Here is a 24495-nt window from a genome sequence, read left to right on the forward strand (position 1 = left end):
CTGCCCTTGTCGTCGGTTCGGTGCGGCCGGTCCGTCCACGGGGGCCGCGCCGGCCGACCGCTTGATGATCGGGCCGTCCGTGGCGGGTGTCAAAGCGCCCCCCGCGGCGCGGCCGGTCCCGTTTCAGAGCGGCCGCCGGCTGGCCCGCCAGACCACGAACGCCAGCACCAGGGCGGTCAGCGCCAGCAGGATGCCCGCGCCGAGCCACTGCATCCCCGGCATCTGGTCGAAGTCGTAGTACTGGGTGACGTGGTTGACGATGCCCTTGGCGGCGCGGCAGGCGTCGGGCTTGGCGTCGCCGACGCAGGTGCTGAAGCCGAAGAGCCGGCCGTCGGCGGTGGCCACCCAGTCGTCCATCGAGATCGCGCCGCGCGGCACGCCGGGGCCGTCGCCGTTGACCGGGTAGGTGAGGGCGTGCAGCGTGCCCAGCTTCGGCCGCACCTTGTCCTCCCAGATCACGTTCACCACCACCACGGTGAACGCGGTGGCCACCATCGCCGGGATCATCCGCTTGATGAGCTTGCCGAGGGCGATGCCGCAGGCGGTGAAGAACAGGGTCTTGGCGACCAGCACCGGGCCGGTGACGTCGAACGGGCCGCTGCTGAGCCAGTCGCCGCCGACGATCAGCTCGTGGCCGGGCGACCAGAGCCACTGGAAGACCAGCGACAGCAGGGTGGTGCAGGCCGCCACGAGCACCAGGGGCACGGCGAGCGTGCTGGCGAGCCAGCGGCCGCGGCTCACGGACTGGGTGGTGACCAGCTGGAGGGTGCCGCGCTCCAGCTCGGAGGAGATCAGCGGGGCGCCGAGGAAGGCGGCGACGATCAGCGGCACGGCTTGCAGGAACTGGATGTCGGACTCGAACGTCCCGCCGAACCGGATGCGGAAGTCGTCCCCGAGGGAGTCGGCACCGCCGGTCTTGGCGCCGAGGAAGTCCATCAGGCCGATCCGCTGGTACGAGAAGAGCGCACAGGCGGCCAGGGTGACGAGGATGCCGGTGAGCAGCGCGGCGCGGTGCCGGCGCCAGACCAGCCAGACGGTGCCGCGCAGCGGCCCGGAGGAGGCGCCGGCGGCCGTGCCCGCCTCGGGGGTGGTGGTGGCGGTGCTCATGCCGCGGTCTCCTTCAGGGCCTCGTCCATGATCAGGGCGGGTGCGTCGGGGGAGCGCATGCAGGCCAGCAGGATCTCCTCCAGGCTCGGCGGCATGGCGTCCCAGGGGGCGTCTCCGGGGGCCCCGGAGTGGCTGGGGAGCGGGCCCTCGGGTCGGATCAGGGCGCTGAACTGCCGTCCGCTGACGCGGGATTCGACGACGGTGTGCCGCTCGGTCAGCTCGGCGGGCACCCGGTCGCCGACGGCCCGTCCGGTCACCAGCATGTGCGCCGGCACCAGGGCGTCGGTCGGGCCGGCCATCCGCAGCCGCCCGCCGGCCAGCACGAGGAGGTAGTCGCACATCTCCTCGACCTCGGCCAGCATGTGGGAGGACATCAGCACGGTGGTGCCGTGCTCGGCGACCTCCGCCATCAGGAGCCCGGACAGCTCGTCGCGGGCCAGCGGGTCCAGGTCGGACATCGGCTCGTCGAGGAGCAGCAGCTCGGGGCGCTTGCCGAAGGCGACGGCGAAGGCGACGCGGGTGCGCTGGCCGCCGGAGAGGGTGCCCACCCGGGCGTCGAGCGGCACGTTGCCGGAGCGGACGATGCGCTCGGCCACCGACTGGTCCCAGCGCGGGTTCAGCTCGCGGCCGAGCCGGAGCGTCTCGGCGACGGTGAAGCGCGGGTAGAGCGGCTTGTTCTGGGCGAGGTAGGCGACGCGCTTGAGGACGGCGGGGTCGCTGACCGGGACGCCGCACAGCCGCAGGTTGCCGGCGGACGGCTGGAGCAGGCGGGCCGCGATGCCCAGGAAGGTGCTCTTGCCGGCGCCGTTGGGACCGACCATGGCGCAGACGCGCCCGGCCGGGAGCCGGAAGGAGCACTCCTGGAGCGCCCACCGTCGGCGGTACTGCTTCCCCAGGTCCTCGGCCTCGATCGCCCAGGGGCTCGGGTCGTGCATGGTGGATCCCCCCTTTAACTAATTGATTAGTGGAATGAGTATGGGGAGGGGGAAGGGTGCATGTCAAAGCGCAAGATGCCGGGGCCGTCGGCGGCGGCCGGCCGGGATGTGCGGCTACGCGTCCCCGACCAGCGGTTTCGCCATGCAGCGGCTCGATTCGTACGTCCGGTAGTAGCCGAACTTCTCGACGAGCGCGTAGCCGCTGGACGCGTACAGGGCGAGTGCTTCGGGCTGCGCGGTGCCGGTCTCCAGCACCATCCGGATGCGGCCCGCGGCCCGCGCATCGGCTTCGAGCGCGGCCAGGATCCGCCGGGCCAGCCCCCGGCCGCGAGCCGTCGGCACCACGAACATCCGCTTGATCTCGGCGTCCCCGGCGGCGTACCCGGAGGTCGGGTCGTCCTGGACCCGCCAACCGCCGGTGGCCAGCGGCTGCCCGTCCTCGTAGGCGATCAGGTACAGGCCGTACGGCGGCAGGAACATCTCCGGCGCCAGCGGGGTCACGTCCCCGTCGCCGCCGTACCGCCGCGCGTACTCCTGCTGGACCTCTCCGTCGAGCCGGAGCGCGTCGGGGTGGTCATAGCGGACGGGGCGTATCTCCATTCCACGAAGCGTACGGAAGCGACGCGCGGGGCGGAAGCGACGGTTCGGACGGCTGGGTGGGGCGGTCGAGGGGGTGCGGTGGCCCCGTGCCTGACCTGCGGAAACGTGCGGCGCCCCCACGGGGGCGTCGTCGTGTGCGGTGGCGTCAGCTGTGCGTCTGCTTCGCCAGGGCCACGAGGTCGGTGAATGCCTGGGGGGTGAGGTCCAGGCGCGGGCCGTCCGGGATCTTGGAGTCGCGGACGGGGACTGTGCCGTGGGTGGCTACGAGGTTGGTGGCGACCTCGATGCATGATCCGCCGCTGCCGCTGTGGGAGGACTTGAACCAGCGGGGGGATTCGGTCGTCACAGGGATCCCTTTCGTGGCTGATCGATGCGTCATGGAGCGTACGGGGGCATGGAAGGGGGCCGTGGTCAGCTGGGGATCTTGACGAAGTTGATCAGCTCCGACCACGCGTCGGCAGTCAGCGCCAGGCGCGGGCCGGCAGCGTTCTTGCTGTCGCGGACGAGGACCTCACCGGTACTCCGGGCTTGCTTCGGCGCCCATTCAAGGCAGGCACCGCCCCCGTCCTGGTTGCTGTAGGAGGACTTGAACCAGCGGGGGGATTCGGTCGTCACGGGGATCCCTTTCGTGGCTGATCGATGTTCCACGCAGCGTACGGACGTGCTGGGCGGGGCGGAAGCGACAGTCCGGCCGGGTTGGGTGGGTCGGACGGGGAGGTCGCCTTCTGGCGTGGAAACGTGCGACGCCCCCGCCGGGGAGCCTTGGCGGGGGCGTCGTCGGGTGCTCCGGCTTCAGATGCGCGTCTGCTTCGCCAGGGTCACGAGGTCGGTGAATGCCTGGGGGGTGAGGTGCAGGTGCGGGCCGGCGGGGTTCTTGCTGTCCCGGACCAGAACCTCGCCAGTGTGCCGGGCGTGCTCCGGAGCCCATTCGATGCAGGCGCCGCCGTTGTTGCTGTACGAGGAGGCGATCCAGCGGGGGGAGTCGGTTGTCACGGGGTGCCCTTTCGTAACTCATGAACCATGGCCACAGACGCCGCCTGAGAGAGCGCTTCGGCTTGTAGCTGATGGTATGCCGCCAGGAGAGGTAGGACGGAGGGGCTTTCCCGCTCAAGGTGTCCCCGCTGCGCAGACTCGGCGTAGGACACGAGCGAGCGGTCTGGCAGCGTCAGTACGTACAACGGCAAGTCGAACGGGCGGTGCTCGCCCATGCTGTAGGGCGCGATCTGAAACACGCTGTTCGGTAACTCGGCGAACTCCAGCAGGCGTTCAAACTGAGCTTCCATGACTTCACGACTGCCGACGGGGCGTCGGATGCAGCTCTCGTCCAGGACGGCGAAGATCAGTGGCAGGCGTGTCCGATCCAACGCGGTTTGACGTTCGGCGACGATTGATACGCGTTCATCCGCCTGCTCAGGCGTGATCGCACCCCTCTTGACCGCGCTCGCGGCGAGGATCGATGCGTACGCGGGTGTCTGCAACAGCCCCGGGATGACGCCCACTTCATACAGGCGGATCTCTGCCGCCTTCGCCTCGGCGGCCTTGTACTCCGGGAAGCCCTCCAGCAAGCTGCCGTGCTTGATCTCGCGGTACTCGCTCTCGAAGGTGTCCGCTGCGCCGGTCAGACCGAATGCCACGTCCGCGCTACGCGAGAACCGAAGAGTTGGAGGCTTCCGGGCAGTTTCGACCGCCGAAATGTGCACGCTCGAATATTCCGTGCGGTCGGCCAAATCATCTTGAGTCCAGCCGCGTGACTCCCGCAGGCTGCGTAAGCGCGCCCCATAGGCGGCCTGCGGTGATGCTTCCGGGTTCAACTCCCGACGATTCAAGGACTGTTCACCGACCCTTCGTTCCCTTCCAGCAAGTTGAAGGTTGCCCAGGCGCGGTCCACTCTGAACCTCCCCAGTAGCGATCCCGCTACGGAGAGCAAGGAGGGCTTGATGACCAGTCCTGTTCGTACGCCCTATTCGGCGTGTGCTGATGAAGGAGCGGGGCTCGATGCCGCGTTGAAGGGGGTGGGGATCGAGGCCCCGGCCTGCACGGTGTCCGTGACGGAGGACGGGGGCGTCAAGGTGTCCCGGGTGGCGCCGCCGTTGCTCACGCCCAGTCAGACGGCTCGGCTGGCCCGCATCGTGCGGGCGGCGCGGGCGGTCGACGGGCGGTCGGACGACCTGAGTGCGCGCAACGCGGAACGGACCCGGCGGTCGTTGGGCCCGAACGCGGGCAAGCGGACCGATGGGAGCGGTAGGCCGTGCAGCGCCTCCTAGGGCGCCTGCTCGCAGCTCAGCGGGACGCCGCACCGCGGTCGGACCCGGTCGGTGACGACGTGCCGGTGCGTTGCCCGGCCGGTCGGCACGACATGGCGATCTGGGGTCCCGCGGTGTACCGGTGCGACGAACACGGCGTGACGCTCGTCGTCCACTCCCCGCCCCCGTCCCCGCCCCCGTGCCCGTCCCCGAAGACTCCCGACCTACGAGAGAAGGAAGACCCCGTGTTCATGGTTTCCAGCGCCGACGGTGGCGACAAGCTTCCCGGCCGGCCGTACCCCGGTCCCCACGAGCCGCCGACCCCCGACGGTGGCCCGGGCGTTCCCAACCCGCCCAAGGTCGGCTGAACATGGCCGACGCACACCAGGAGCGCCCCGGCCGTAGCGGGCTGGGGCGTGCCCTCATGTCCGCGGGCGCGCTCTGTGCCGACTGGGCTCCCGCCTACGCCGCCGTGCCCCGCACCGCGTTCCTGCCCGACCTGATGTGGCCGTGGGACATGCGGGCCGGCACGAGCGTGCCCGTCTCCCGGACGGACGACCCGGAAGCCTGGCGCGCGTACGCGGACGCCGACTGTCCGATCGTGACGCAGTGGGACGACGGCGCGCACACCGGGACCGCGCCCGGAAGGGTCGCCACCAGTTCGGCGTCGATGCCGTCGGTGGTGTTCCGCATGCTGCGGGACCTCGATGTGCGCCGCGGGCACCGCGTCCTGGAAATCGGGACCGGCACCGGCTGGAACGCGGGTCTGCTGGCGCACCGCGTCGGGTGGGGGAACGTGGTCACGGTGGAGGTCGACGGGGCCGTGGCCACCGCCGCGCGGGCGGCGCTTCAGCGGTTCGGCAGTCCGGTCGAGGTCGTGCACGGCGACGGCTTCGAGGGGCACCCCGCGGGCGCGCCCTACGACCGTGTCGTGGCGACCTGCGGCCTGCGGGCGCTCCCCCACGCGTGGGTGGCGCAGTGCCGGCCGGGCGGGGTGATGGTGGTCCCCTGGGGCACCCACTTCGGCAATGGTGACGCGGTGGCCCGGCTGGTCGTGAGTGACGACGGACGGAGTGCGTCCGGCCGGTTCACCGGCCCCGTCGAGTTCATGAAGCTGCGGGCGCAACGCCTGCCGCGGGTCGTCCACCGGGACCACGTGCCGGGCAGTGTGGCCGACGGGGACGAGAGCGCCACGTCCGTCGCGGAGGACGAGTTCGTCGTGGGGCCGTTCGACGTGCTCCGCTTCGTCCTGGGGCTGCGGGTGCCGCAGTGCCTCCAGGTGGTCGCGGCGAAGGAGGACGGTGCACGGCCGGTCTGGTTGTACGGGCTGGGGGACCGGTCGTGGGCCTGCGTGCAGTTCCGGGAGGGCCGGGCCGCGCGGGTCTGGCAACACGGGGACCGTCGGCTCTGGGACGAGGCGGAGGCCGCCCTCCGGTGGTGGACGGAGCGCGGCCGGCCCGCGCACGACCGCTTCGGCCTGACCCTCGGGGCCGACGGCGCGCGGGCGTGGCTGGAGCACCCGGGGAACGCCTGGCGGCTGTGACGTCGCCGCCGCCGGGCGCCGCGGCCGGCGGTCGGCCGGGGTGGACGGTCCGGACGCGGCGGGTGCGGCGGCGGGTAGGGTGCCGGGATGCTGACCGTGACCTCTGTGAACGTGAACGGGCTGCGGGCCGCGGCCAAGAAGGGCTTCGTGCCGTGGCTGGCCGGGACCGACGCCGATGTGCTGTGCCTCCAGGAGGTGCGGGCCGAGACCGCCCAGCTGCCGGCCGAGGTGCGGGAGCCGGCGGGCTGGCACGTGGTGCACGCGCCGGCCGCCGCCAAGGGCCGGGCCGGCGTCTCGCTCTACACGCGGCAGGAGCCGGAGCGGGTGCAGGTGGGCTTCGGGTCGGCGGAGTTCGATGACAGCGGCCGGTACGTGGAGGCCGACCTGCCGGGCGTGACGGTGGCCAGCCTCTACCTGCCCTCCGGCGAGGTCGGCACCGAGCGGCAGGACGAGAAGGAACGCTTCATGGCGGAGTTCCTGCCGTACCTGGTCGGGCTGCGGGAGCGGGCGGCGGCGGCCGGCCGCGAGGTCCTGGTCTGCGGCGACTGGAACATCGCCCACCAGGAGGCCGACCTGAAGAACTGGAAGGCCAACCAGAAGAAGTCCGGCTTCCTGCCGGAGGAGCGGTCCTGGCTGTCCGCCGTGCTCGACGCGGAGCAGGGCGGCTACGTGGACGTCGTCCGGGCCCTGCACCCGGAGGGCGAGGGGCCGTACTCGTGGTGGTCCTACCGCGGGCGCGCCTTCGACAACGACGCGGGGTGGCGCATCGACTACCACGTGTCCACGCCCGGGCTGGCGGCCCGTGCGGTCAAGGCGTACGTGGAGCGGGCGACCAGCTACGACCAGCGGTGGAGCGACCACGCGCCGGTGACGGTGGCGTACGGGGCGTAGTCCCACCCGCGCCGTTCGCGGATCCGGCCCTCCGGGGGGTTCAGCCCTCCCGGGGGGCCGGCTGCTCTTGCGCGGCCTGAGGGGGGCCGGGGGAGTGCGGAGCGGGCGCCCCGCCGGTCAGCAGGGTCTCCAGTTCGGTGCGGATGCGGCGGTCCATGGCCATGGAGAGTTCGGCGTCGACGACGCCCTTGGCCAGCGGGCGGAGGTTCTCGACGCTCTCGGTGGCCCGGGGCAGGTCCTTCAGCGTGGGGACCAGGTGGGTGCGGATGAGGGTGGTGAAGATGTCGGCGAGGGCGTCGGCGTGCGCGCGGACCCGGGCGCCGGCCTCCAGCACCGCGGCCAGCGGGACGCCCTGGGCGATGAGGCTGGTGGAGACATCCAGCAGGCGCCGGCTGATGTGCACGAACTCGTCGCCGTCCACCGCCAGGTAGCCCAGGGCCAGGGAGGCGGTGAGGTTCTCCGGGGTGACCTCGCCGCTGAAGTGGTCGGCCAGTTCCTCGGGGGTGAGGCGGACCGGGGTCTCCTCGGACCAGGGGGTCAGCAGCGGGCTGGGCAGGCCGAGGAGTTCGCCGACGTCGCGGCCGGTCTCGAAGGCGGTGAGGAGTTCGGCGATCCCGCCGAGGGTGTGGCCGCGCTCCAGGAGGGCGGCGACGGTGCGCAGGCGGGCGAGGTGGTGCTCGTTGTACCAGGCGATCCGGCCCTCGCGGCGGGGCGGCGGGATGAGCTTGCGCTCGCGGTAGAAGCGCAGGGTGCGGACGGTGATGCCGGCTTCCCTGGCGAGGTCCGCCATCCGGAACTCGCGTTCCTTCGCGGGGTCTTCGGGCGTCGCGGGCGGGCCGTCCGCCGCGTCGCCGCGGGGGCCCGCGTTGCTGGGGGTCTGCGCTGCCGCCTGATCTGCCACGGGGCCAGCCTATGCGGGGCGGCTCCGCCGGGGCTGTGAGGTGACCGGAGGTAACTTCCTGCCGCCGCACCCCTACCGCTCAGTACGGGACTGCCTTACGCTCCAACCGTGCCAATCGTGCCAGTGATTGCTGGCGCGATTGGGAGACGGTGGAGCGTCGATGCGAGAGGTGGCGGCATGGCCGACGACGGGCAGCGGCACGTGCGGGTGGCGGTGATTGGATCGGGGTTCGGCGGCCTGGGCGCCGCCGTACGGCTGCGGCGGGCCGGAATCACCGACTTCGTGGTCCTGGAACGGGCGGACTCGGTGGGCGGCGCCTGGCGGGACAACACCTATCCGGGATGCGCCTGCGACGTGCCCTCGCACCTGTACTCGTTCTCGTTCGCGCCCAACCCGGCGTGGCCGCGCAACTTCAGCGGCCAGCGCCACATCCGGGCGTACCTGGAGCGGGTGGCGGACACGTTCGGGCTGCGGCCGCACCTGCGGTTCAACGCCGAGGTGCGCCAACTGACCTGGAACGGCGAGAAGGCGTGGTGGGAGGTCGAGACCGCGCAGGGGTCGTTCACCGCCGACGTGGTGGTGTCGGCGGCCGGTCCGCTCGCCGACCCGCAGATCCCCGACGTCCCGGGGCTGGCGGACTTCCCCGGCAAGGTCTTCCACTCGGCGCGCTGGGACCACGACTACGACCTGCGGGGCAAGCGGGTCGCCATGATCGGCACCGGGGCCTCCGCGATCCAGATCGTGCCGGCGATCCAGCCCGAGGTGGGGAAGCTGACGGTGTTCCAGCGGACCCCGCCGTGGGTGATCCCGCGGGCCGACCGGCGGATCAGCACCGTCGAGCGGTGGCTGCACACCAAGGTGCCGGCCACCCGCCAGCTGCGCCGCCAACTGCTGTGGACCATCCGGGAGTTGCAGGTCAGCGCGTTCACCAAGCGGCCCGACGAACTGGGGCTGGTCGAGACCCTCGCCAAGGCCCACATGCGCCGGGCGATCAAGGACCCGGCGCTCCAGGCCCGACTGACCCCCGACTACCGCATCGGCTGCAAGCGGATCCTGCTGTCCAACACCTGGTACCCGGCGCTGGCCCGACCCAACGTGGACGTGGTGTCCTCCGGACTGCGCGAGATCCGGGGCAACGTCCTCGTCGCGGCGGACGGCACCGAGGTCGAGGCGGACGCGATCGTCTTCGGGACCGGCTTCCACGTCACCGACATGCCGATCGCGCAGCGGGTCACCGGCATCGGGGGCACCACCCTGGCCGAGGAGTGGAAGGACGGCATGGAGGGCCTGCGCGGCGCCAGCGCGACCGGCTTCCCCAACTTCCTCACCATCATCGGGCCCAACACCGGCCTGGGGAACAGCTCGATGATCCTGATGATCGAGGCGCAGCTGAACTACCTCGTCGACTTCATGCGCCAACTCGACCTGCTCGGCGACCGGATCGCCCTGGACGCCCGCCGGTCCGCGGTGGACGCGTGGACCCGCACCGTCCAGCAGCGGATGACCCGCACGGTCTGGAACACCGGCGGCTGCGACAGCTGGTACCTGGACGCCAACGGGCGCAACACCACCGCCTGGCCCGGCACCACCGCGGAGTTCCGCCGCGCGACCCGACAGGTGGACCTCGCCGAGTACGAGGTGATCCGGCCGCCCCGGACCGAACCGGACGACGAACCGGCCCGGACCGGCACCGGCCGCGCGGCCACCGAGGAGGTGGCGGCATGAGGCGGCCGGCGCACCTCACCCAGGGCCGCTACGCCCCGCCGGTGCCCCGCAGGACGCTGGACGTCACCTCCGCCGACGGCTCCCGGCTGTACGCCGAGGTCCACGGGCCCGAGGGCGCCCCGACGGTGGTCCTGTCGCACGGTTGGACCTGCTCGACCGCCTTCTGGGCGCCGGTCGTCCGGGACCTGGCCGACACCCACCAGGTGGTGCTCTACGACCAGCGGGGACACGGGCGCAGCCCGGCCGTCCCGCCCGCCGGCCACAGCACCCGCGCGCTCGCCGACGACCTGGTCGCCGTCTTGGAGCAGACCCTCGCGCCCGGGGAGCGGGCCGTCATCGGCGGGCACTCCATGGGCGGCATGACGATCATGGCGGCCGCCGAGCGGCCGGAGCTGCGCGCCCGCGCCGCGGCGGCCCTGCTGTGCAGCACCGGCAGCGCCGACCTGGCGTCCGAGGCCCGGGTGTTCCCGCTGCCCACCCCCGGTGGCCGCCGCCAGGCGCACCGACGGCTGCTGGGCTCCCGCGCCCCGCTCGGCCCGGTCTCGCCGCCCGCCAAGTGGGCCCTGCGGTACGCCACGCTGGGCGCCGGGGCGAGCGCCGAGCAGATCGAGGCGTGCGCACGGATCGTGCACGCCTGCCCGCCGGGCGTCCGCTTCCGCTGGGGCCACGTGCTGTACGAACTGCAACTCACCCGCTCGGTCAGCCGGTTGGAGGTACCGACCGCGGTCCTCGTGGGCACCGCGGACCGGCTCACCCCCGTCGTACACGCCCGCCGGCTGGCCTCCGTCCTCCCGCAGTGCGTGGGACTGACCGAGCTGCCCGGCCTCGGGCACATGACCCCGATCGAGGACCCGGACGCGGTCGCCGGGCGCCTGCGGGACCTCGTCCGCGACCACCTGGCCACCGCCCCGGCCCCCCGGGGCGAGCGTCCGGCCCGGCAGAAGAAGGAGAAGACGGCGTGAACGGAAGCAAGCTCGACGGGCAGGTCGTGGTCGTCACCGGCGCGGCGCGCGGGGTCGGAGCGCTGTTGGCGCGCAAGCTGTCGGCGCGCGGCGCGACCCTGGCACTGGTCGGCCTGGAGCCGGACGAACTGCGCGAGGTCGCCGCCTCGTTGCACGGCCCGGCCCACCACTGGCACGCCGACGTCACCGACCACGAGGCGATGGCCGAGGTCGCCGAGCAGGTCAAGGTCCGCTTCGGCAAGGTCGACGTGGTGGTCGCCAACGCCGGCGTGGCGACCGGCGGCCCGTTCGTGCACTCCGATCCAGTGGCCTGGCGGCGGGTCATCGAGGTCAACCTGATCGGCAGCGCGGTCACCGCCCGGGCGTTCCTGCCGGTGCTGATGGAGTCCCGCGGCTACTTCCTCCAGATCGCCTCGCTGGCCGCGCTCACACCGGCGCCGATGATGAGCGCGTACTGCGCCTCCAAGTCGGGCGTGGAGGCGTTCGCGCACAGCCTGCGCGCGGAGGTCGGCTACCAGGGCGTCCGGGTCGGCGTCGGGTACCTGAGCTGGACCGACACCGACATGGTGCGCGGCGCCGACCGGGAGGACCTGATGCGGGAGTTGCGCGCGCGACTGCCCTGGCCGTCCAACAAGACCTATCCGCTGGGCCCGGCCGTGGACCGCCTCGTGGCCGGCATCGAGCGCCGTTCCGCGCACGTCTACGGGCAGTGGTGGCTGCGCGGCATGCAGTCGGTGCGCGGCCATCTGCCGTCGCTCATCGGGACGGTGGGGCAGCGCGAGATGCGGCGCTTCGGGGACCGGCTCGACGGGTTCCGGCCCGGGCTGGTCGGCGCCGGTGGCGAGGCGGACGAGAAGGCCCGGCTGAACGGGTAGGGGCCGGCCGGGGGGCGCTCCGACCTGCGGTGGGCCACGGAGAGTGTCCGAATGTGATCGAAATGCGACGAATGTCGGTTCGTGTCACGCTGGTCGAGCCTGATCCCCAACACCCCCACAGGAGTGACCAGCATGGGCATCGAAGACCAGTTCAAGGACAAGGCGCAGCAGCTCAAGGACGAGGCCAAGCGGCGGGCCCAGCAGGGCCAGGAGCGCGGCAAGCAGCAGGGCCAGGAGCGCGGGAAGCAGTCCCAGGAGCGCGGCCAGCAGTCCCAGGAGCGTGGCCAGCAGGCCCGCGAGCGCGGCCAGCAGTCGCTGGACGACGTCGAGGACCGCTTCGAGAGCTGATGCCCGGGCGTCCGCAGTGACGGACGCCTGACGTCTTGAACGAGGGTCGTTCGTCCTCGTGGAGAGGCGCATCCGGTGACCCCGGGTGCGCCTCTTCGGCGTGCCGTGACCGGTATCCGGGTATCCGGCCGACTGCCGGCGACCGGCAGTCGGCCGGCAGGCGACCGGATCGGTGGATGGGCCGGATCAGTGGGCGCCGCGCGGGGGCAGCGAGGGGCGCCGGCGGTCCGGCACGTCGGAGAGGTCCGGCGGGTCCGCCGCGGGGTGCCGGTCCAGGAGTTCCAGCGCGGTGCGCACCGCGACGCCGAGCTGCGGGTGCCGGCCCTCCGCCCAGTGCAGCGGGGAGCGCAACGCCTCGATGTCGACCTCGACGCCGTGGTTCTCCACGCCCCACCCGTAGAGGTGGAACCAGGCCGCGTTCATCGGGACGGTGATCTGGGTGCCGTCGCCGAGCCGGTGCCGGCCGGTCATGCCGACCACCCCGCCCCAGGTCCGGGTGCCGACCACCGGCCCGATGCCCTGGAGCTTGAAGGCCGCGGTGATCATGTCCCCGTCGGACGAGGTCATCTCGTCGGCGAGCGCGACCACCGGGCCGCGCGGCGCGTTGCTGGTGTACGACACCGGCTCGGCGTCCCGGGTCAGGTCCCAGCCCATGATGGTCCGGGTCAGCTTCTCGATGACCAGCTCGGAGATGTTGCCGCCGGCGTTGCCGCGCACGTCCACGATCAGCGCGGGCATCGCCACCTCGCGCCGCAGGTCGCGGTTGAACTGCGCCCAGCCCGAACCGCCCATGTCGGGGATGTGCAGGTAGCCACACCGGCCGTCGCTCAACTCCCTTACCACGGCACGCCGTTTGGCCACCCAGTCCTGGTAGCGCAGCGGCCGCTCGTCGATCAGCGGGACCACCGCGACCCGCCGGGCGTGGCCGTTGCCCGCCGCCTCGGGGGCGAGGGCGTCCGCGGCGTCGTCCCCCGGCGACGCCGGGGTGGCCGGCGGGGCGAAGGTCAGCTCCACGGTCGTCCCGCCCGCCGCGGCCAGCAGCGGGTACGGGCCGGTCACCGGGTCCACCGGGCGGCCGTCGACGTGGGTCAGCGCACTGCCGTCGCGGATGCCCGTGCCGGCCAGCGGTGAACGGGCCTTGGAGTCCGAGGACTCACCGGGCAGGATCCGCTTGACCACCCAACGCCCGTCCCGGTAGACGAAGTTGGCGCCGAGCAGGCCGATCGGGCGCTGGTAGTGCGGCGGTCCCTCGTTGCGCCGGGCGCCGCTGACGTAGGCGTGCGAGGTGCCCAGCTCGCCCAGCACCTCGCGCAGCAGGTCGGCGAACTCGTCCGGGCTGGCGACCCGTTCCAGCAGCGGCCGGTACTGCGCCAGCACGTCCTCCCAGTCGATGCCGCACAGCTTGGGGTCCCAGAAGTACGCCCGGACGATCCGGCCCGCCTCGTCGAACGCCTGCCGCCACTCCGCCTCCGGGTCCACGTCGTGCAGGATGCGCCGCAGGTCCAGGTAGACCGTGGTGTCGCCGTCCGCCGACTCGGTGGCCGGCACCGCGCGCAGCTCGCCCTCGTCGTTGACGACCAGCCGGGTGCCGTCGCCGCTGAGCGCGAACCCGTCCAGGGAGCTGGTGAGTTCGGTGCGCCGGGCCTTGGTCAGGTCGAAGTGCTCCAAGGTGGGCCGGCCGGAGGTGTCGGCCGGGTTGGCGAAGGTCTCGCCCAGCGCGCCGGAGATCGGCCAGCGCAGCCACACCAGGCCGCCGCCGCTGACCGGTTTCAGCGCGGAGTACTTGGACGCGGCGACCGGGAACGGCGTGACGCGGTTCGCCAGCCCCTCCACCTCCACCAGCACCGGACCCTCGCCGGGCGGGGGGCTCTCGTCCGGATCCAGCCCGCCGGCCGCCGGCCGCCCCTCCGGGGACAGCGCGAACGGGGACGGCGTCGCCGACGACAGCGGCACCAGGTAGGGGCGGCACCCCAACGGGAACGACAGGTCGCCGGTGTGCACGTCGTAGACCGGGTCGAAACCGCGCCAGGACAGGAAGGCGAGGTAGCGGCCATCGCGGGTGAACACCGGCTGCTCGTCCTCGAAGCGGCCGTTGGTGACGTCCACGACGTGCCGGTCCGACAACCGGGCCATCTTGATCATCCGCAGGCTGCGGCCGATGCCCGGGTGCGACCAGGTGAGCCACCGCGAATCCGGTGAGAAGGCCAGGTCGCGGACCGGGCCGTTGCCGGACCGGGCCACCTCGGTGACCTCCTGGACCGGCCCGCCGTCGCCCGCCGCGCCCTCCTCCGGCGGGCCCGTCTCCACCAGCAGCAGCCGCCCGTCGTGGGTGGCCACCGCCAGCCGCTCGCCGTCCGGCGCGGAGACCAGCTCGTGCACCCGGCCCACCGCCCCGGCCGCCAGCCGGCGCGGGGTGCCCGGACCGCTGGCCCGCGGCAGGTTGGCGACCTCGACGGCGTCCTCGCCCTCGGCGTCCGTCACGTACGCGATCCGCCCGGTGGCGCCCAACATCACCGGCAGCCGCACCCGCACGCCCGGGACGTCGTGGATGGTGCGGGCCGGGCCGTCGCGGTGGGTGAGCCAGTACAGGCTGCCGCGGACCCCGACCGCGCTGGCCCGTCCGGTGGCGTCCACCGCCAGGCCGGTGACGTGCGAGGCGGCTGGCACCTGGTAGCTGCGGCGGCCGGCCCGCGGCCCGCCGAGGCGCACCGCGAGCTTCCGCGGCACCGCCGCCGGCGACAGGTCGTCGATCAACCACAGGTCGCCGGCGCACTGGTAGACGATCCGGGAACCGTCGGTCGAGGCGTGCCGGGCGTAGAAGTCGCGGTGGTCGCTGTGCCGGCGCAGGTCGGTGCCGTCCGGCAGGCAGGAGTAGACGTTGCCGACGCCCTCGTGGTCGGAGAGGAAGGCGATCCGGCCGGCGGTGAACATCACCGCGTCCAGGTGCCCGGCCAGGTCCGGCAGCAGCCGGGTGCCGTGCAGCCACATCCGGCCCATCGCCCCGCCCCGGTAGCGCTTCCAGGACGCCGGCTCGTGCGGCGGCTTGCCGCTGAGCAGCAGGGTCCGCCGCTCCCCGGCGAGGTCGGCCAGCGCGATGTCGGCGACCGGCCCCCACGGCAGCTGGCCGCCCGGACTGCCGTCGGTGGGCAGGCAGTAGGCCCACGAGTAGTACGAGAACGGCTGGCCGTGCGAGGACACCGCGAGGATCTGCGCCTGCCCGTCGTGGTCCGGCGGCGTCCAGCCGCAGACCCGGGCGTCGGTGCTGCCCCAGTACGTGAGCCGGCGGGCCGGCCCGCCCGCCACCGGCACCAGGTGGATCTCCGGGTCCAGGCTGCGCCAGGTGGTGAAGGCGATCCGGGTGCCGTCGGGCGAGAACCGCGGGTGCCCGACCCGGGTCCGGTCCACGGTCAGCCGCCAGGCCCGGCCCGGCTCTGCCCCGTCCGGCACGAGCGGCGCCAGCCACAGGTCGTCCTCGGCGGCGAAGCAGAGCAGGTCGCCGTGGAGGTGCGGGTAGCGCAGGTACGAGCCGGGCGGCCGGTCCGGGCCCTGTGGCACGCGGCGCAGGCGACCGCGTGGGGCAGCGCCTTTTGTGGTTCCCGGCTGCTCCCGCCCAGGGGGCGGCCCGGGCGCCTCGTCGGGGCGACTGGTGTCACAGGTGTCGGTCATAAAGAATCACGCGGCCACTCGTCTGGGTGGTTCTCGTCAGATCGGTCGAAAGGTGCTCTCGCGGGGGCGCATCGTTGTTCTGGGTACGGGTTTTCGGATGTACGGGTGGGGGGCTGGCATGACGCGGAGAGTACGGGCGATGGCCGGTCCCTTCACGGTGTCTGCGCCGCGTGGTGCCCGAATCCGCGACCGGCTTAGGCTGCCCGCCCACGATGCGGAGGTGCTGTGCCAGGTCGGTCGGCATCTTGGCCATCTGGCCCGTGTTGATCTGGCTGAGCGGGTCCGCATCGGCGACGTCGCAGCCAAGGAGACCCGGCGGGCGGACCGGAAGAAGCTTCTGACGGCGCGGTCGTCCTCTCGTTGGGCCGGGGCCATCACCCGCGTCAGCGAGGACCAGTACCAGCTGTCGAAGCGGTGCCTGTTGGACGAGAGGGCTGGTCTGCGCCGGGCGGTTCGTAAGCTGACCGCCCGTTTGAAGGCGGAGTGCGGACGCCGTGAGCAGGGGGCGCGCGGGTACACCGATCAGGCCGAACGCTTCGAGAAGCAGCGCCGCTTGAGTGCGATCACCACACGTCTGACTGCCGTCGAGCGGCGTATCGAAACCGGCCGCCCGGCGGTCGTCGTGGGTGGTCGGCGGTTGGCGAAGGTGCGGCACAACCTGCCCGACGCAGGACTCACCGAGCATGAGTGGCGGCGGCGGTGGCACGCGGAGCGGATGTTCCTCACCGCCGACGGTGAGTCCGGCGCCCCTTATGGCAACTACACGATCACGGTGGAGCCGGACGGCGGCGGCGTGACGATCGTGCTGCCTGCCCCGTTGCGGCACCATGCCAACGAGCCTCGTGGCCGCTACCGGCTCTCGTGCACCGCTCGTTTCTCTCACCGACGGGAGGAGTGGCTGGATCGCGTGACCTCCCACAGGGCGGTGCGCTACGACATCGTGTACGAACCGGTGCGCGACCGCTGGTACCTCGACGCATCCTGGTCCACCGCGAAGGCGGCACCGTCCACCCCGGAGCAGCTTGCGGCGCGAGGGGCGCGGTTGCTGGGGGTGGACCTCAACGCCGACCATCTCGCAGCCTGCGTTGTCGACCCCCATGGCAACCCTGTGGGCGAGCCGTTCACCGTCAGCATGGACCTCAGTGGCCGTACCCCTCGGCGTGACGGGCGCCTGCGGACCGCGATCAGCGAAGTTCTCCACGTGGCGGAGCAGCACGGTTGTGCCGGTATTGCGATCGAGGACCTCGGCTTCGCCGTCGCCCGGGCCACAGGTCGGGAGACCATGGGGCGCGGCCGACGGGGCAAATGCTTCCGGCGCACCGTGGCGGGAATCCCCACGGCCCGCTTCCGCGAGCGCCTGCGCGGCATGGCCTACCACCGGGGCCTGACTGTGATCGCGGTCGATCCTGCGTACACGTCCCGCTGGGGGGGTCAGCACTGGCACCGGCCTCTCCAGCAACAGACCCACCAGACCACGGCCACCAGGCATCACGCCGCTTCTGTGGCCATCGGCAGACGCGCCCTCGGACACGGGGCACGGCGTCGGCCAGGTGTGACCGTCCGTCACCGGAGGATGGCGGCGCGGAGAGCTACCGGCCAGACCGTGCCACGCCCGCGGGCGTGTGGGGCCCCGAGCCCGCCCAGGACCCCGGGCACGCCACACCGTGGCGGCAAGACCTGCGGGAGCCGAAGCGACCAGCTCGTGCTGTTCCCTGTGCCCAAGACCGTTCGGGGCGCAACCGGACCCTGTCCGGCACACAGTGATGCGGCCGACACGGGCCGCCATCGCTAGGAACGGTGCATCGCTCACCCACCCATGGTTTCGGCGCCGCGGGCGGGCGGCAACTCGGCCTGTCCCCACGGCCCGCCCGGCCGGCGCGTTTCGGCCGCGCCCGAGGCGCCGCGCGCCGGGCCCGGGAACGGCACCCGTCACCCCCGGCCGGTGACGAACGGCAGCGTCGCGTACCGCCGCACGTAGTGGCCGTCCGCGAAGGTGCCGCCGGCCGCGTCCACCGCGAAGTCCGGGAAACGGCCCAGGAGTTCCGCCAGCGCGACCCGGGCGACCAGTCGGGCCGCGGCCGCGCCCAGGCAGTGGTGCGGGCCGTGGGTGAAGGCGAGGTGCTGCGGCCCGTCGCGGGTGAGGTCCAGCCGGTCGGCGTCCGGGCCGAACGCGCGCGGGTCGCGGTTGGCGGCGCCGTACAGCAGCAGCACCTTGCGGCCGGCCGGGACGGTGACGCCGTGCAGGGTGGTGTCGGCGGTGACGGTGCGGGCCAGGCACTGCACCGGGGAGGTCAGCCGGAGCAGCTCCTCGACGGCCGCCGGCAGCCGGGCGGGGGAGTCGAGCAGGGCGCGGCGCCGGTCCGGGTCGGCGGTCAGCAGCTCCGCGGCGCCGCCCAGCAGGCCGGTGGTGGTGTCGTTGCCGCCGGCGACCATGGTGAAGGCGAAGCCGAGGATCCGCAGCAGCGCGGTGCCGTCGTCCGGCGGCAGCAGTCCCACCAGGTCGGAGACGGTGTCGTCGGCCGGTTCGGCGCGCCGCCGCTCGACCAGCTCGGTGAAGTAGCCGAACAGCCCGCCCACCGCCTCGACCGCGGCCAGCGGGTCGCCCAGCGCGTTGGCCTCCACGATGGCGTGCGTCCAGCCGTCGAAGCGGCTCCGGTCCGCCTCCGGCACCCCGAGGTAGCGGCCGACGACGAAGCTGGGCAGCGGTTTGAACAGCTCCGTGACGATGTCGCAGCCGCCGCCGAGCGCGGCGATCCGGTCCAGCCGGTCCCGGACGAAGGCGCGCACGTCCGGCTCGATGGCGGCCACCCGGCGCGGGGTGTAGCCGCGGGTGACCAGCCGCCGGAAGTCGGTGTGTTCGGGCGGGTCCAGCATCACCATCGGGGCGGCGTCGGTGATGCCGAGCCGCTCCCGCTCGCCGTAGGTGAAGGTCAGGCCGCCGGCGGAGGAGAACCGCTCGGTGTCGCGGGCGGCGGCGAGCACGTCCGCGTAGCGGGAGAGCACCCAGTAGTCGCCGTCGTCGACGTGGTGCAGCGGATCGCGGTCCCGCAGGGCCGCGTACATGTCCCACGGGGCGCGCCAGCCCTCCCCGGCGCAGGGCGTGAACGCGGCGGGACCGGAGACGGGGGCCTGGGGTGCTTCCTGGGCAGCCATGGCCGGGAGGGTGCGGGAGCGGGGCCCAAGAGTCAATGGCGGTGCGGGGGTGGACGGGGGCGCGCGGCGGCGGCCGGGCCGTCCCGCATGGCGGGCGCTCTTGCAAGTTGGTTGCAGGACCCACATCATCGTCGGGTTGCGGCGCCGGAAGCGAAAGAAGTCTGAAGATGCACGTACCCGACGGATTCATCAACGCGCCGGTGTCGGCGGCGGCCGGGGTGGTCGCCGCCGCCGCGGTGGCGGTCAGCCTGCGCGGCGCCCGGCGCGAACTGGCGGGTGCCGGCACGGGCGGCGGCACCGGCGCGGACCGCACCGCGCCGCTCGCCGGGCTGGTCGCGGCGTTCATCTTCGCCGTGCAGATGCTGAACTTCCCGGTCGCCGCCGGCACCAGCGGGCACCTGCTGGGCGGTGCCCTCGCGGCGATCCTCGTCGGCCCGTACACCGGCGTGCTGTGCGTGTCCGTGGTGCTGCTGATGCAGGGCGTGCTGTTCGCCGACGGCGGGCTGACCGCGCTCGGCATCAACATCTCCGACATGGCGCTGACCACCACCGTCGTCGCCTACGGCGTCTTCCGGCTGCTGGTGAAGGTGCTGCCGCGCACCCGCCGCTCGATCACCGTCGCCTCGTTCGCCGCCGCCCTGCTCTCGGTGCCCGCCGCCGCCGTCTGCTTCACCGCCCTGTACGCCCTGGGCGGCACCACCGACGTGCCGATCGGCAAGGTCTTCACCGCCATGGTCGGGGTGCACGTGCTGATCGGCCTCGGCGAAGCCGTGATCACTGCCCTCACCGTCGGCGCCGTGATCGCGGTCCGCCCCGACCTCGTCCACGGCGCCCGCGACCTGGCCCGCCCGCTGGAGCTGCGCACCGCCCCGCTGGCCGGCACCGCCCCGGCCGCCGCGCCGGACCAGACCACCGCCGACGAGCCGACCCCGGCCTCGGCTCCGGCCTCGACCCCGACGCCCGCGCCCGCCGCCCCCCGCCGCTCGACCCGCCCGCTGTGGCTGGCCGGCCTCGCCGCCGCCCTGCTGTGCGCCGGCGGCCTCAGCTACTACGCCTCCAGCAGCCCCGACGGCCTGGAGAAGGTCGCCCACGACAAGGGCCTGGACAGCAAGACCGAAGCGCACGCCGCGGCCGACTCCCCGCTCGCCGACTACAGCGTCAAGGACATCGCCGACCCGCGGCTGGCCGGCGGCCTCGCCGGCGTCATCGGCGTCGCCGCCACCCTCGCCGTCGGCACCGGCGTCTTCGTCGTGCTGCGCCGCCGCAAGGCCGCCGCCACCCCGGCCGCCGACGCCGACGCCCCCGCCCCCGCCCCCGCCGAGCAGGGCTGACATGGGCGCGGGCCACGCCCACAAGCTCTACCGGGACGGCGCCTCCCCGGTCCACGCCCTCCCGGCGCACTGCAAGATCGCCGCGGTCCTCGGCTTCGTCCTGGTCGTCGTCGCCACCCCGCGCACCGCCGTCTGGGCGTTCGCGCTCTACGCGGTGCTGCTGGCGGCGGTCGCCGCGGCCGCCCGCGTCCCGGCCGGCTTCCTGCTCAGGCGGCTGCTGATCGAGGTGCCGTTCGTGGCGTTCGCGGTGCTGATGCCGTTCGTCGCCCAGGGCCCGCGCACCCACGTCCTCGGGCTGGACCTGAGCGTGGGCGGCCTGTGGGGCGCCTGGAACATCCTCGCCAAGGGGACGCTGGGCGTCGCCGCCTCCGTCCTCCTGGCCGCCACCACCGAACTACGGCAGCTGCTGCTGGGCCTGGAGCGGCTGAAGGTGCCGCCGCTGCTGGTCCAGATCGCCGGCTTCATGATCCGCTACGGCGACGTGATCACCGACGAGATGCGGCGGATGCGGATCGCCCGGCTCTCCCGCGGCTTCGAAGCGCGCGGCGTGCGCCACTGGGGCGTGCTCGCCAAGTCCGCCGGCGCCCTGTTCATCCGCTCCTACGAGCGCGGCGAACGCGTCCACCTCGCCATGGTCAGCCGCGGCTACACCGGCACCATGCCCGTCCTCGACCGGACCACCGCCACCCGCACCCAATGGACCCGTGCGGCCGCCCTCCCGCTCGCCGCACTGGCCGTCTGCCTCCTGGGATGGACCCTGTGAGTACCCCCGCCCCCGCCCCGTCGCTCGCCGTCGCCGGCCTCGCCTACGCCTACCCCGACGGCCACCAGGCCCTGTTCGGCGTCGACCTGACCCTCCGGCGCGGCGAACGGGTCGCCCTGCTCGGCCCCAACGGCGCCGGCAAGACCACCCTCGTGCTGCACCTCAACGGCATCCTCGAAGCCGGCGCCGGCACGGTCACCGTCGCCGGCCTGCCGGTCGCCAAGCGGCACCTCGCCGAGATCCGGCGCCGGGTCGGCATCGTCTTCCAGGACCCCGACGACCAGCTGTTCATGCCGACCGTCCGGGAGGACGTCGCCTTCGGCCCGGCCGCCGCCGGCCTGCGCGGCGCCGCCCTCGACGCCCGCGTCACCGAGGCGCTCGACCGGGTCGGCATGACCGCCTTCGCCGACCGCCCGCCGCACCACCTCTCCTTCGGCCAGCGCCGCCGCGTCGCCGTCGCCACCGTCCTCGCCATGCGCCCCGAGATCCTCGTCCTGGACGAGCCGTCCTCCAACCTCGACCCGGCCTCCCGCCGCGAACTCGCCGACATCCTGCGCTCGTTGGACGTCACCGTCCTGATGGTCACCCACGACCTGCCGTACGCCCTGGAGCTGTGCCCGCGGTCCGTGGTGCTCTCCGGCGGGGTGATCGTCGCCGACGGCACCACCCAGGAACTGCTCTGCGACGAGGAGCTGATGCGCGGCCACCGCCTGGAGCTGCCGTTCGGCTTCGACCCGCGCTCGGTGACCCTGCCCGGCTGACCGCCCCGCCCCGCGGACGGATGTGAGGAAGGCCACGGCCCCGGTCCCTGTCGGCGCCCCTGGTCATGAGCATGGATCCCGGCGTTGCACCATTGATGGGTCACAAAAGCGACGGGAAAAGCGGGAAGCGGGATTCAGGGTGGACGTCCAGGGCACGGTCGAGGACGGCTTCGAGCCGGTCCGGGACGCCTTCGCAGCCAACTTCGCCGAGCGCGGCGAGCGCGGAGCGGCGGTGGCCGTCTACCGGGACGGCCGCAAGGTCGTCGACCTCTGGGGCGGCACCAAGGACGGCGACGCCGAACGGGGCGACGCCACGGCCGCCCCCTGGGAGCCCGGCACCGCCCAGATCGTCCGCTCCGCCACCAAGGGCATCGCCGCCACCGTCCCGCTCCTGCTGCACCAGCGCGGCCTGCTCGACCTGGACGCCCCCGTTGGCACCTACTGGCCCGAGTTCAAGGCCGCCGGCAAGGACCGCGTCCTGGTCCGCCACCTCCTCGCGCACCGCGCCGGCGTCCCCGCCCTGGACACCCCGCTCACCCCCGCCCAGGCCATCGACGGCGTCAGCGGCCCGGCCGCGGTCGCCGCCCAGGCCCCCGCCTGGACGCCCGGCACCGACCACGGCTACCACGCCCAGACCTACAGCTGGCTGCTGGGCGAACTCGTGCTGCGGGTCACCGGTCGCACCCTCGGCGCCTGGGTCGCCGACGAGATATCCCGGCCGCTCGACCTCGACCTGTGGATCGGCCTGCCCGACGAGGCCCGCCCCCGCGTCGGCCGCCTCGCCCGCGTCGCGGCCCCGCCCCGCCCCGCCTCCGCCGGCCTGCGGGCCCGCCCCAAGAAGTCGGTCGCCGACGCGTACGCCGACCCGACCTCCCTCACCAGCCGCGCCTTCGCCGCGATCTCCCCGGCCCCCGACGAGAACGCCGACGCCTACCGCGCCGCCGAACTCCCCGCCTCCGCCGGCATCGCCACCGCCCCCGCACTGGCCCGCGTCTACGCCGCACTGATCGGCCCGGTCGACGACCACCCCCGGCTCTTCGCCCCGGCCACCCTCACACTCGCCCGCACCGAGGAGTCCGCCGGCCCCGACCGCACCCTCCTCGTCGCCACCCGCTTCGGCCTCGGCTTCATGCTGCACGGCCCGTCCTCCCCGCTCCTCGGCCCCGGCTCGTTCGGCCACCCCGGCCGCGGCGGCGCCCTGGCCTTCGCGGACCCCGAGCGCGGGATCGCCTTCGGCTACGTCACCAACGGCATGCAGCCGAACGTGACCGCGGATCCGCGGGCGCAGGCGCTCGTCCGTGCGGTGGCCGCCGTGGGCGGCTGAATTCCCACGTTGTCGGGTTTGCCGCCGTGGGGCGTCTGTCTTTCGCCTTCGGCGGGGGTGGGGTGTGGGGCGTCGCCCCTTTGTCGTTCGTGGTGGCGGGTCCGGGGGCCGCGGGGTGGGTTGTCGGACTGCTGCGCTTTACGTCCGACAACCCACCCCGCAGCCCCCGGACCCGCCTGTGCGTGGGGGGCCGCGCCCCGGTGGGGAGTTGGGGAGGGAGAACCCTGGGCCTCGCGTGTGTGGAAGGGGTGTGCCCGGGTGGGGAGTTGAGGGAGGGAAAGCTTCGGGGGGCGGGAGGGTAGGTAAGCCTCATGAGGCGATTCGAGGGATACCGCGTACTGATCACGGGGGCCGGGCGGGGCATCGGCGAGGCCACGGCCCGGCGGTTGGCCGAGGAAGGGGCCCGGGTGTTGCTCACCGACCTGGACGGGCCGCGTGCCGAGGGGGCCGCGCAGACGATCCGGGCGGAGGGCGGCGCCGCGGAGGCGAGGGCCTGCGACGTCGGGGACCGGGCCGCGGTGGAGGCGGCCGTCGCGCACGCGGTGGAGCGCTTCGGCGGCCTGGACACCCTCGTCAACAACGCCTTCGGCTGCCACCCCGACGTCCCCCGCTTCGAGGACACCCCGGACGACGAATGGGCCGCCGACCTCGACGCCACCCTGACCGGCGCGATGCGCTGCGCCCGGGCCGCGCTGCCGCACCTGGCCGCCGCCGGTGGCCGCGGCTCGATCGTCAACATCGGGTCGGTCAACGGCATCCAGGACTTCGGCAACCACGCCTACAGCGCCGCCAAGGCCGGCCTGGCCAGCCTGACCCGCACCCTCTCCGGCCACGCCGCGCCCCGCGGCGTCCGCGTCAACCTCGTCGCACCGGGCACCGTCCACACCCCCAACTGGACCGGCCGCGAGGACCACCTCGAACGGGCGGCGGCCGTCTACCCGTTGGGCCGCGTCGGCCGCCCCGAGGACATCGCCGCCGCCGTCGCCTACCTCGCCTCCCCCGACGCCTCCTGGGTCACCGGCATCACCCTCCCCGTGGACGGCGGCATCCTGGTGGCCAACACCGAACTCCACCAAGCCCTCCACGACACCTGAGCCCCGAACACCAGGCATCCCCCCCGGGGCACACCCTCCACGCACGCCAGCCCCGGCTTCCCCCTCCCCCAACTCCCCACCGGGGCAAGCCCCTTCCATGCCCGCGAGCCCCAGGCTTCTCCCTCCCCCAACCCCCCACCGGGGCGCGGCCCACCACGCACAGGAGGGTTCGGGGGCGGAGGGGTGTGTGGTCGGACGTAAAGCGCAGCAGTCCGACCACCCACCCCGCAGCCCCCGGACCCGCCACCACGAACGACAAAGGGGCGACGCCCC

General features: G+C 73.5%; 23 protein-coding genes. 13 read left to right on the forward strand and 10 right to left on the reverse strand.

Annotation, left to right across the window (positions count from 1 at the left end):
• Positions 1-123: 123 nt before the first annotated feature.
• The 7 genes from ABD385_RS32555 to ABD385_RS32585 all read right to left on the reverse strand — a co-directional run bounded on the left by ABD385_RS32555 (position 124) and on the right by ABD385_RS32585 (position 4468).
• Positions 124-1107, reverse strand: coding sequence for an ABC transporter permease (locus ABD385_RS32555; RefSeq protein WP_344582763.1), 984 nt, complete (start codon positions 1105-1107; stop codon positions 124-126).
• Positions 1104-2042, reverse strand: coding sequence for an ABC transporter ATP-binding protein (locus ABD385_RS32560; RefSeq protein WP_344582765.1), 939 nt, complete (start codon positions 2040-2042; stop codon positions 1104-1106). Before ABD385_RS32560 ends, ABD385_RS32555 begins: the two co-directional genes overlap by 4 nt.
• A 114-nt stretch (positions 2043-2156) precedes the next feature.
• Positions 2157-2642, reverse strand: a complete 486-nt coding sequence (locus ABD385_RS32565; RefSeq protein ID WP_344582767.1) for a GNAT family N-acetyltransferase — start codon at positions 2640-2642, stop codon at positions 2157-2159.
• A 145-nt stretch (positions 2643-2787) separates the two neighbouring features.
• Positions 2788-2988, reverse strand: coding sequence for a DUF397 domain-containing protein (locus tag ABD385_RS32570; RefSeq protein WP_344582769.1), 201 nt, complete (start codon positions 2986-2988; stop codon positions 2788-2790).
• Between the two features lie 65 nt (positions 2989-3053).
• Positions 3054-3257 carry a DUF397 domain-containing protein gene (locus ABD385_RS32575; protein WP_344582771.1) on the reverse strand — a complete coding sequence of 68 codons (204 nt, stop codon included), beginning with the start codon at positions 3255-3257 and terminating at the stop codon, positions 3054-3056.
• Between the two features lie 177 nt (positions 3258-3434).
• Positions 3435-3635, reverse strand: coding sequence for a DUF397 domain-containing protein (locus ABD385_RS32580; protein WP_344582772.1), 201 nt, complete (start codon positions 3633-3635; stop codon positions 3435-3437).
• Entirely contained in the window at positions 3632-4468 is an 837-nt protein-coding gene (locus ABD385_RS32585) for a helix-turn-helix domain-containing protein (RefSeq protein WP_344582774.1), read from the reverse strand. The genes ABD385_RS32580 and ABD385_RS32585 overlap by 4 nt, the downstream gene beginning before the upstream one ends.
• 662 nt (positions 4469-5130) lie before the next feature.
• Here ABD385_RS32585 and ABD385_RS32590 point away from each other — a divergent pair.
• From ABD385_RS32590 to ABD385_RS32600, 3 genes are all read left to right on the forward strand, one after another.
• The gene (locus ABD385_RS32590; RefSeq protein ID WP_344582805.1) at positions 5131-5253 is read left to right on the forward strand and encodes a hypothetical protein; all 123 of its coding nucleotides are present in this window, start codon (positions 5131-5133) and stop codon (positions 5251-5253) included.
• A 2-nt stretch (positions 5254-5255) separates the two neighbouring features.
• Complete coding sequence (locus tag ABD385_RS32595; protein ID WP_344582775.1) at positions 5256-6428, forward strand: methyltransferase domain-containing protein; 1173 nt, start codon at positions 5256-5258, stop codon at positions 6426-6428.
• Between the two features lie 87 nt (positions 6429-6515).
• Positions 6516-7319, forward strand: a complete 804-nt coding sequence (locus ABD385_RS32600) for an exodeoxyribonuclease III (protein ID WP_344582777.1) — start codon at positions 6516-6518, stop codon at positions 7317-7319.
• 40 nt (positions 7320-7359) lie between these two features.
• Here ABD385_RS32600 and ABD385_RS32605 read toward each other — a convergent pair whose 3' ends face one another.
• Positions 7360-8220, reverse strand: coding sequence for a MerR family transcriptional regulator (locus tag ABD385_RS32605; protein ID WP_425585529.1), 861 nt, complete (start codon positions 8218-8220; stop codon positions 7360-7362).
• Between the two features lie 177 nt (positions 8221-8397).
• On the opposite strand from ABD385_RS32605, the gene ABD385_RS32610 reads away from it, so the two are divergent.
• The 4 genes from ABD385_RS32610 (at position 8398) to ABD385_RS32625 (ending at position 12130) form a co-directional block, all read left to right on the forward strand.
• Positions 8398-9945 (forward strand): flavin-containing monooxygenase, encoded by a 1548-nt coding sequence (locus ABD385_RS32610; protein ID WP_344582779.1) that lies wholly within the window; start codon positions 8398-8400, stop codon positions 9943-9945.
• On the forward strand, positions 9942-10907 hold the full coding sequence (locus ABD385_RS32615) for an alpha/beta fold hydrolase (protein ID WP_344582780.1): 966 nt from the start codon (positions 9942-9944) through the stop codon (positions 10905-10907). The genes ABD385_RS32610 and ABD385_RS32615 overlap by 4 nt, the downstream gene beginning before the upstream one ends.
• Positions 10904-11782 (forward strand): SDR family oxidoreductase, encoded by an 879-nt coding sequence (locus tag ABD385_RS32620; protein ID WP_344582781.1) that lies wholly within the window; start codon positions 10904-10906, stop codon positions 11780-11782. Before ABD385_RS32615 ends, ABD385_RS32620 begins: the two co-directional genes overlap by 4 nt.
• A gap of 132 nt (positions 11783-11914) precedes the next feature.
• Positions 11915-12130, forward strand: coding sequence for a hypothetical protein (locus ABD385_RS32625; protein WP_344582782.1), 216 nt, complete (start codon positions 11915-11917; stop codon positions 12128-12130).
• Between the two features lie 186 nt (positions 12131-12316).
• Here ABD385_RS32625 and ABD385_RS32630 read toward each other — a convergent pair whose 3' ends face one another.
• Positions 12317-15685, reverse strand: coding sequence for a S41 family peptidase (locus ABD385_RS32630; RefSeq protein WP_344582783.1), 3369 nt, complete (start codon positions 15683-15685; stop codon positions 12317-12319).
• Positions 15686-15935: 250 nt separating this feature from the next.
• On the opposite strand from ABD385_RS32630, the gene ABD385_RS32635 reads away from it, so the two are divergent.
• Entirely contained in the window at positions 15936-17588 is a 1653-nt protein-coding gene (locus ABD385_RS32635) for a hypothetical protein (RefSeq protein WP_344582784.1), read from the forward strand.
• A 137-nt stretch (positions 17589-17725) separates the two neighbouring features.
• Here ABD385_RS32635 and ABD385_RS32640 read toward each other — a convergent pair whose 3' ends face one another.
• Positions 17726-18949: a cytochrome P450 gene (locus ABD385_RS32640; RefSeq protein WP_344582785.1), complete on the reverse strand. Its 1224-nt coding sequence runs from the start codon at positions 18947-18949 to the stop codon at positions 17726-17728.
• Between the two features lie 167 nt (positions 18950-19116).
• Here ABD385_RS32640 and ABD385_RS32645 point away from each other — a divergent pair, with 167 nt between their 5' ends.
• From ABD385_RS32645 to ABD385_RS32665, 5 genes are all read left to right on the forward strand, one after another.
• Complete coding sequence (locus ABD385_RS32645) at positions 19117-20280, forward strand: energy-coupling factor ABC transporter permease (RefSeq protein WP_344582787.1); 1164 nt, start codon at positions 19117-19119, stop codon at positions 20278-20280.
• Between the two features lies 1 nt (position 20281).
• Positions 20282-21043, forward strand: coding sequence for a cobalt ECF transporter T component CbiQ (gene cbiQ, locus ABD385_RS32650; RefSeq protein ID WP_344582788.1), 762 nt, complete (start codon positions 20282-20284; stop codon positions 21041-21043).
• The gene (locus tag ABD385_RS32655; RefSeq protein WP_344582790.1) at positions 21031-21804 is read left to right on the forward strand and encodes an energy-coupling factor ABC transporter ATP-binding protein; all 774 of its coding nucleotides are present in this window, start codon (positions 21031-21033) and stop codon (positions 21802-21804) included. Before cbiQ ends, ABD385_RS32655 begins: the two co-directional genes overlap by 13 nt.
• 139 nt (positions 21805-21943) lie before the next feature.
• Positions 21944-23128, forward strand: coding sequence for a serine hydrolase domain-containing protein (locus ABD385_RS32660; protein WP_344582792.1), 1185 nt, complete (start codon positions 21944-21946; stop codon positions 23126-23128).
• A gap of 311 nt (positions 23129-23439) precedes the next feature.
• Positions 23440-24222 carry an SDR family NAD(P)-dependent oxidoreductase gene (locus ABD385_RS32665; RefSeq protein WP_344582793.1) on the forward strand — a complete coding sequence of 261 codons (783 nt, stop codon included), beginning with the start codon at positions 23440-23442 and terminating at the stop codon, positions 24220-24222.
• The last annotated feature ends 273 nt before the right edge of the window (positions 24223-24495 follow it).

The organism is Streptomyces lunalinharesii (genome assembly GCF_039532155.1).
In the GTDB taxonomy this organism is placed as follows: Bacteria; Actinomycetota; Actinomycetes; order Streptomycetales; family Streptomycetaceae; genus Streptomyces; species Streptomyces lunalinharesii.

Bases quoted from the DNA above. Each gene is read 5' to 3' on its own strand.
- ABD385_RS32560 (WP_344582765.1), bottom strand. From the start codon at position 2,042: ATGCACGACCCGAGCCCCTGGGCGATCGAGGCCGAGGACCTGGGGAAG.
- ABD385_RS32655 (WP_344582790.1), top strand. From the start codon at position 21,031: ATGGACCCTGTGAGTACCCCCGCCCCCGCCCCGTCGCTCGCCGTCGCC.
- ABD385_RS32555 (WP_344582763.1), bottom strand. From the start codon at position 1,107: ATGAGCACCGCCACCACCACCCCCGAGGCGGGCACGGCCGCCGGCGCC.
- ABD385_RS32625 (WP_344582782.1), top strand. From the start codon at position 11,915: ATGGGCATCGAAGACCAGTTCAAGGACAAGGCGCAGCAGCTCAAGGAC.
- ABD385_RS32610 (WP_344582779.1), top strand. From the start codon at position 8,398: ATGGCCGACGACGGGCAGCGGCACGTGCGGGTGGCGGTGATTGGATCG.
- ABD385_RS32645 (WP_344582787.1), top strand. From the start codon at position 19,117: ATGCACGTACCCGACGGATTCATCAACGCGCCGGTGTCGGCGGCGGCC.
- ABD385_RS32635 (WP_344582784.1), top strand. From the start codon at position 15,936: ATGGCCGGTCCCTTCACGGTGTCTGCGCCGCGTGGTGCCCGAATCCGC.
- ABD385_RS32665 (WP_344582793.1), top strand. From the start codon at position 23,440: ATGAGGCGATTCGAGGGATACCGCGTACTGATCACGGGGGCCGGGCGG.
- ABD385_RS32600 (WP_344582777.1), top strand. From the start codon at position 6,516: ATGCTGACCGTGACCTCTGTGAACGTGAACGGGCTGCGGGCCGCGGCC.
- ABD385_RS32615 (WP_344582780.1), top strand. From the start codon at position 9,942: ATGAGGCGGCCGGCGCACCTCACCCAGGGCCGCTACGCCCCGCCGGTG.
- ABD385_RS32595 (WP_344582775.1), top strand. From the start codon at position 5,256: ATGGCCGACGCACACCAGGAGCGCCCCGGCCGTAGCGGGCTGGGGCGT.
- ABD385_RS32565 (WP_344582767.1), bottom strand. From the start codon at position 2,642: ATGGAGATACGCCCCGTCCGCTATGACCACCCCGACGCGCTCCGGCTC.
- ABD385_RS32640 (WP_344582785.1), bottom strand. From the start codon at position 18,949: ATGGCTGCCCAGGAAGCACCCCAGGCCCCCGTCTCCGGTCCCGCCGCG.
- cbiQ (WP_344582788.1), top strand. From the start codon at position 20,282: ATGGGCGCGGGCCACGCCCACAAGCTCTACCGGGACGGCGCCTCCCCG.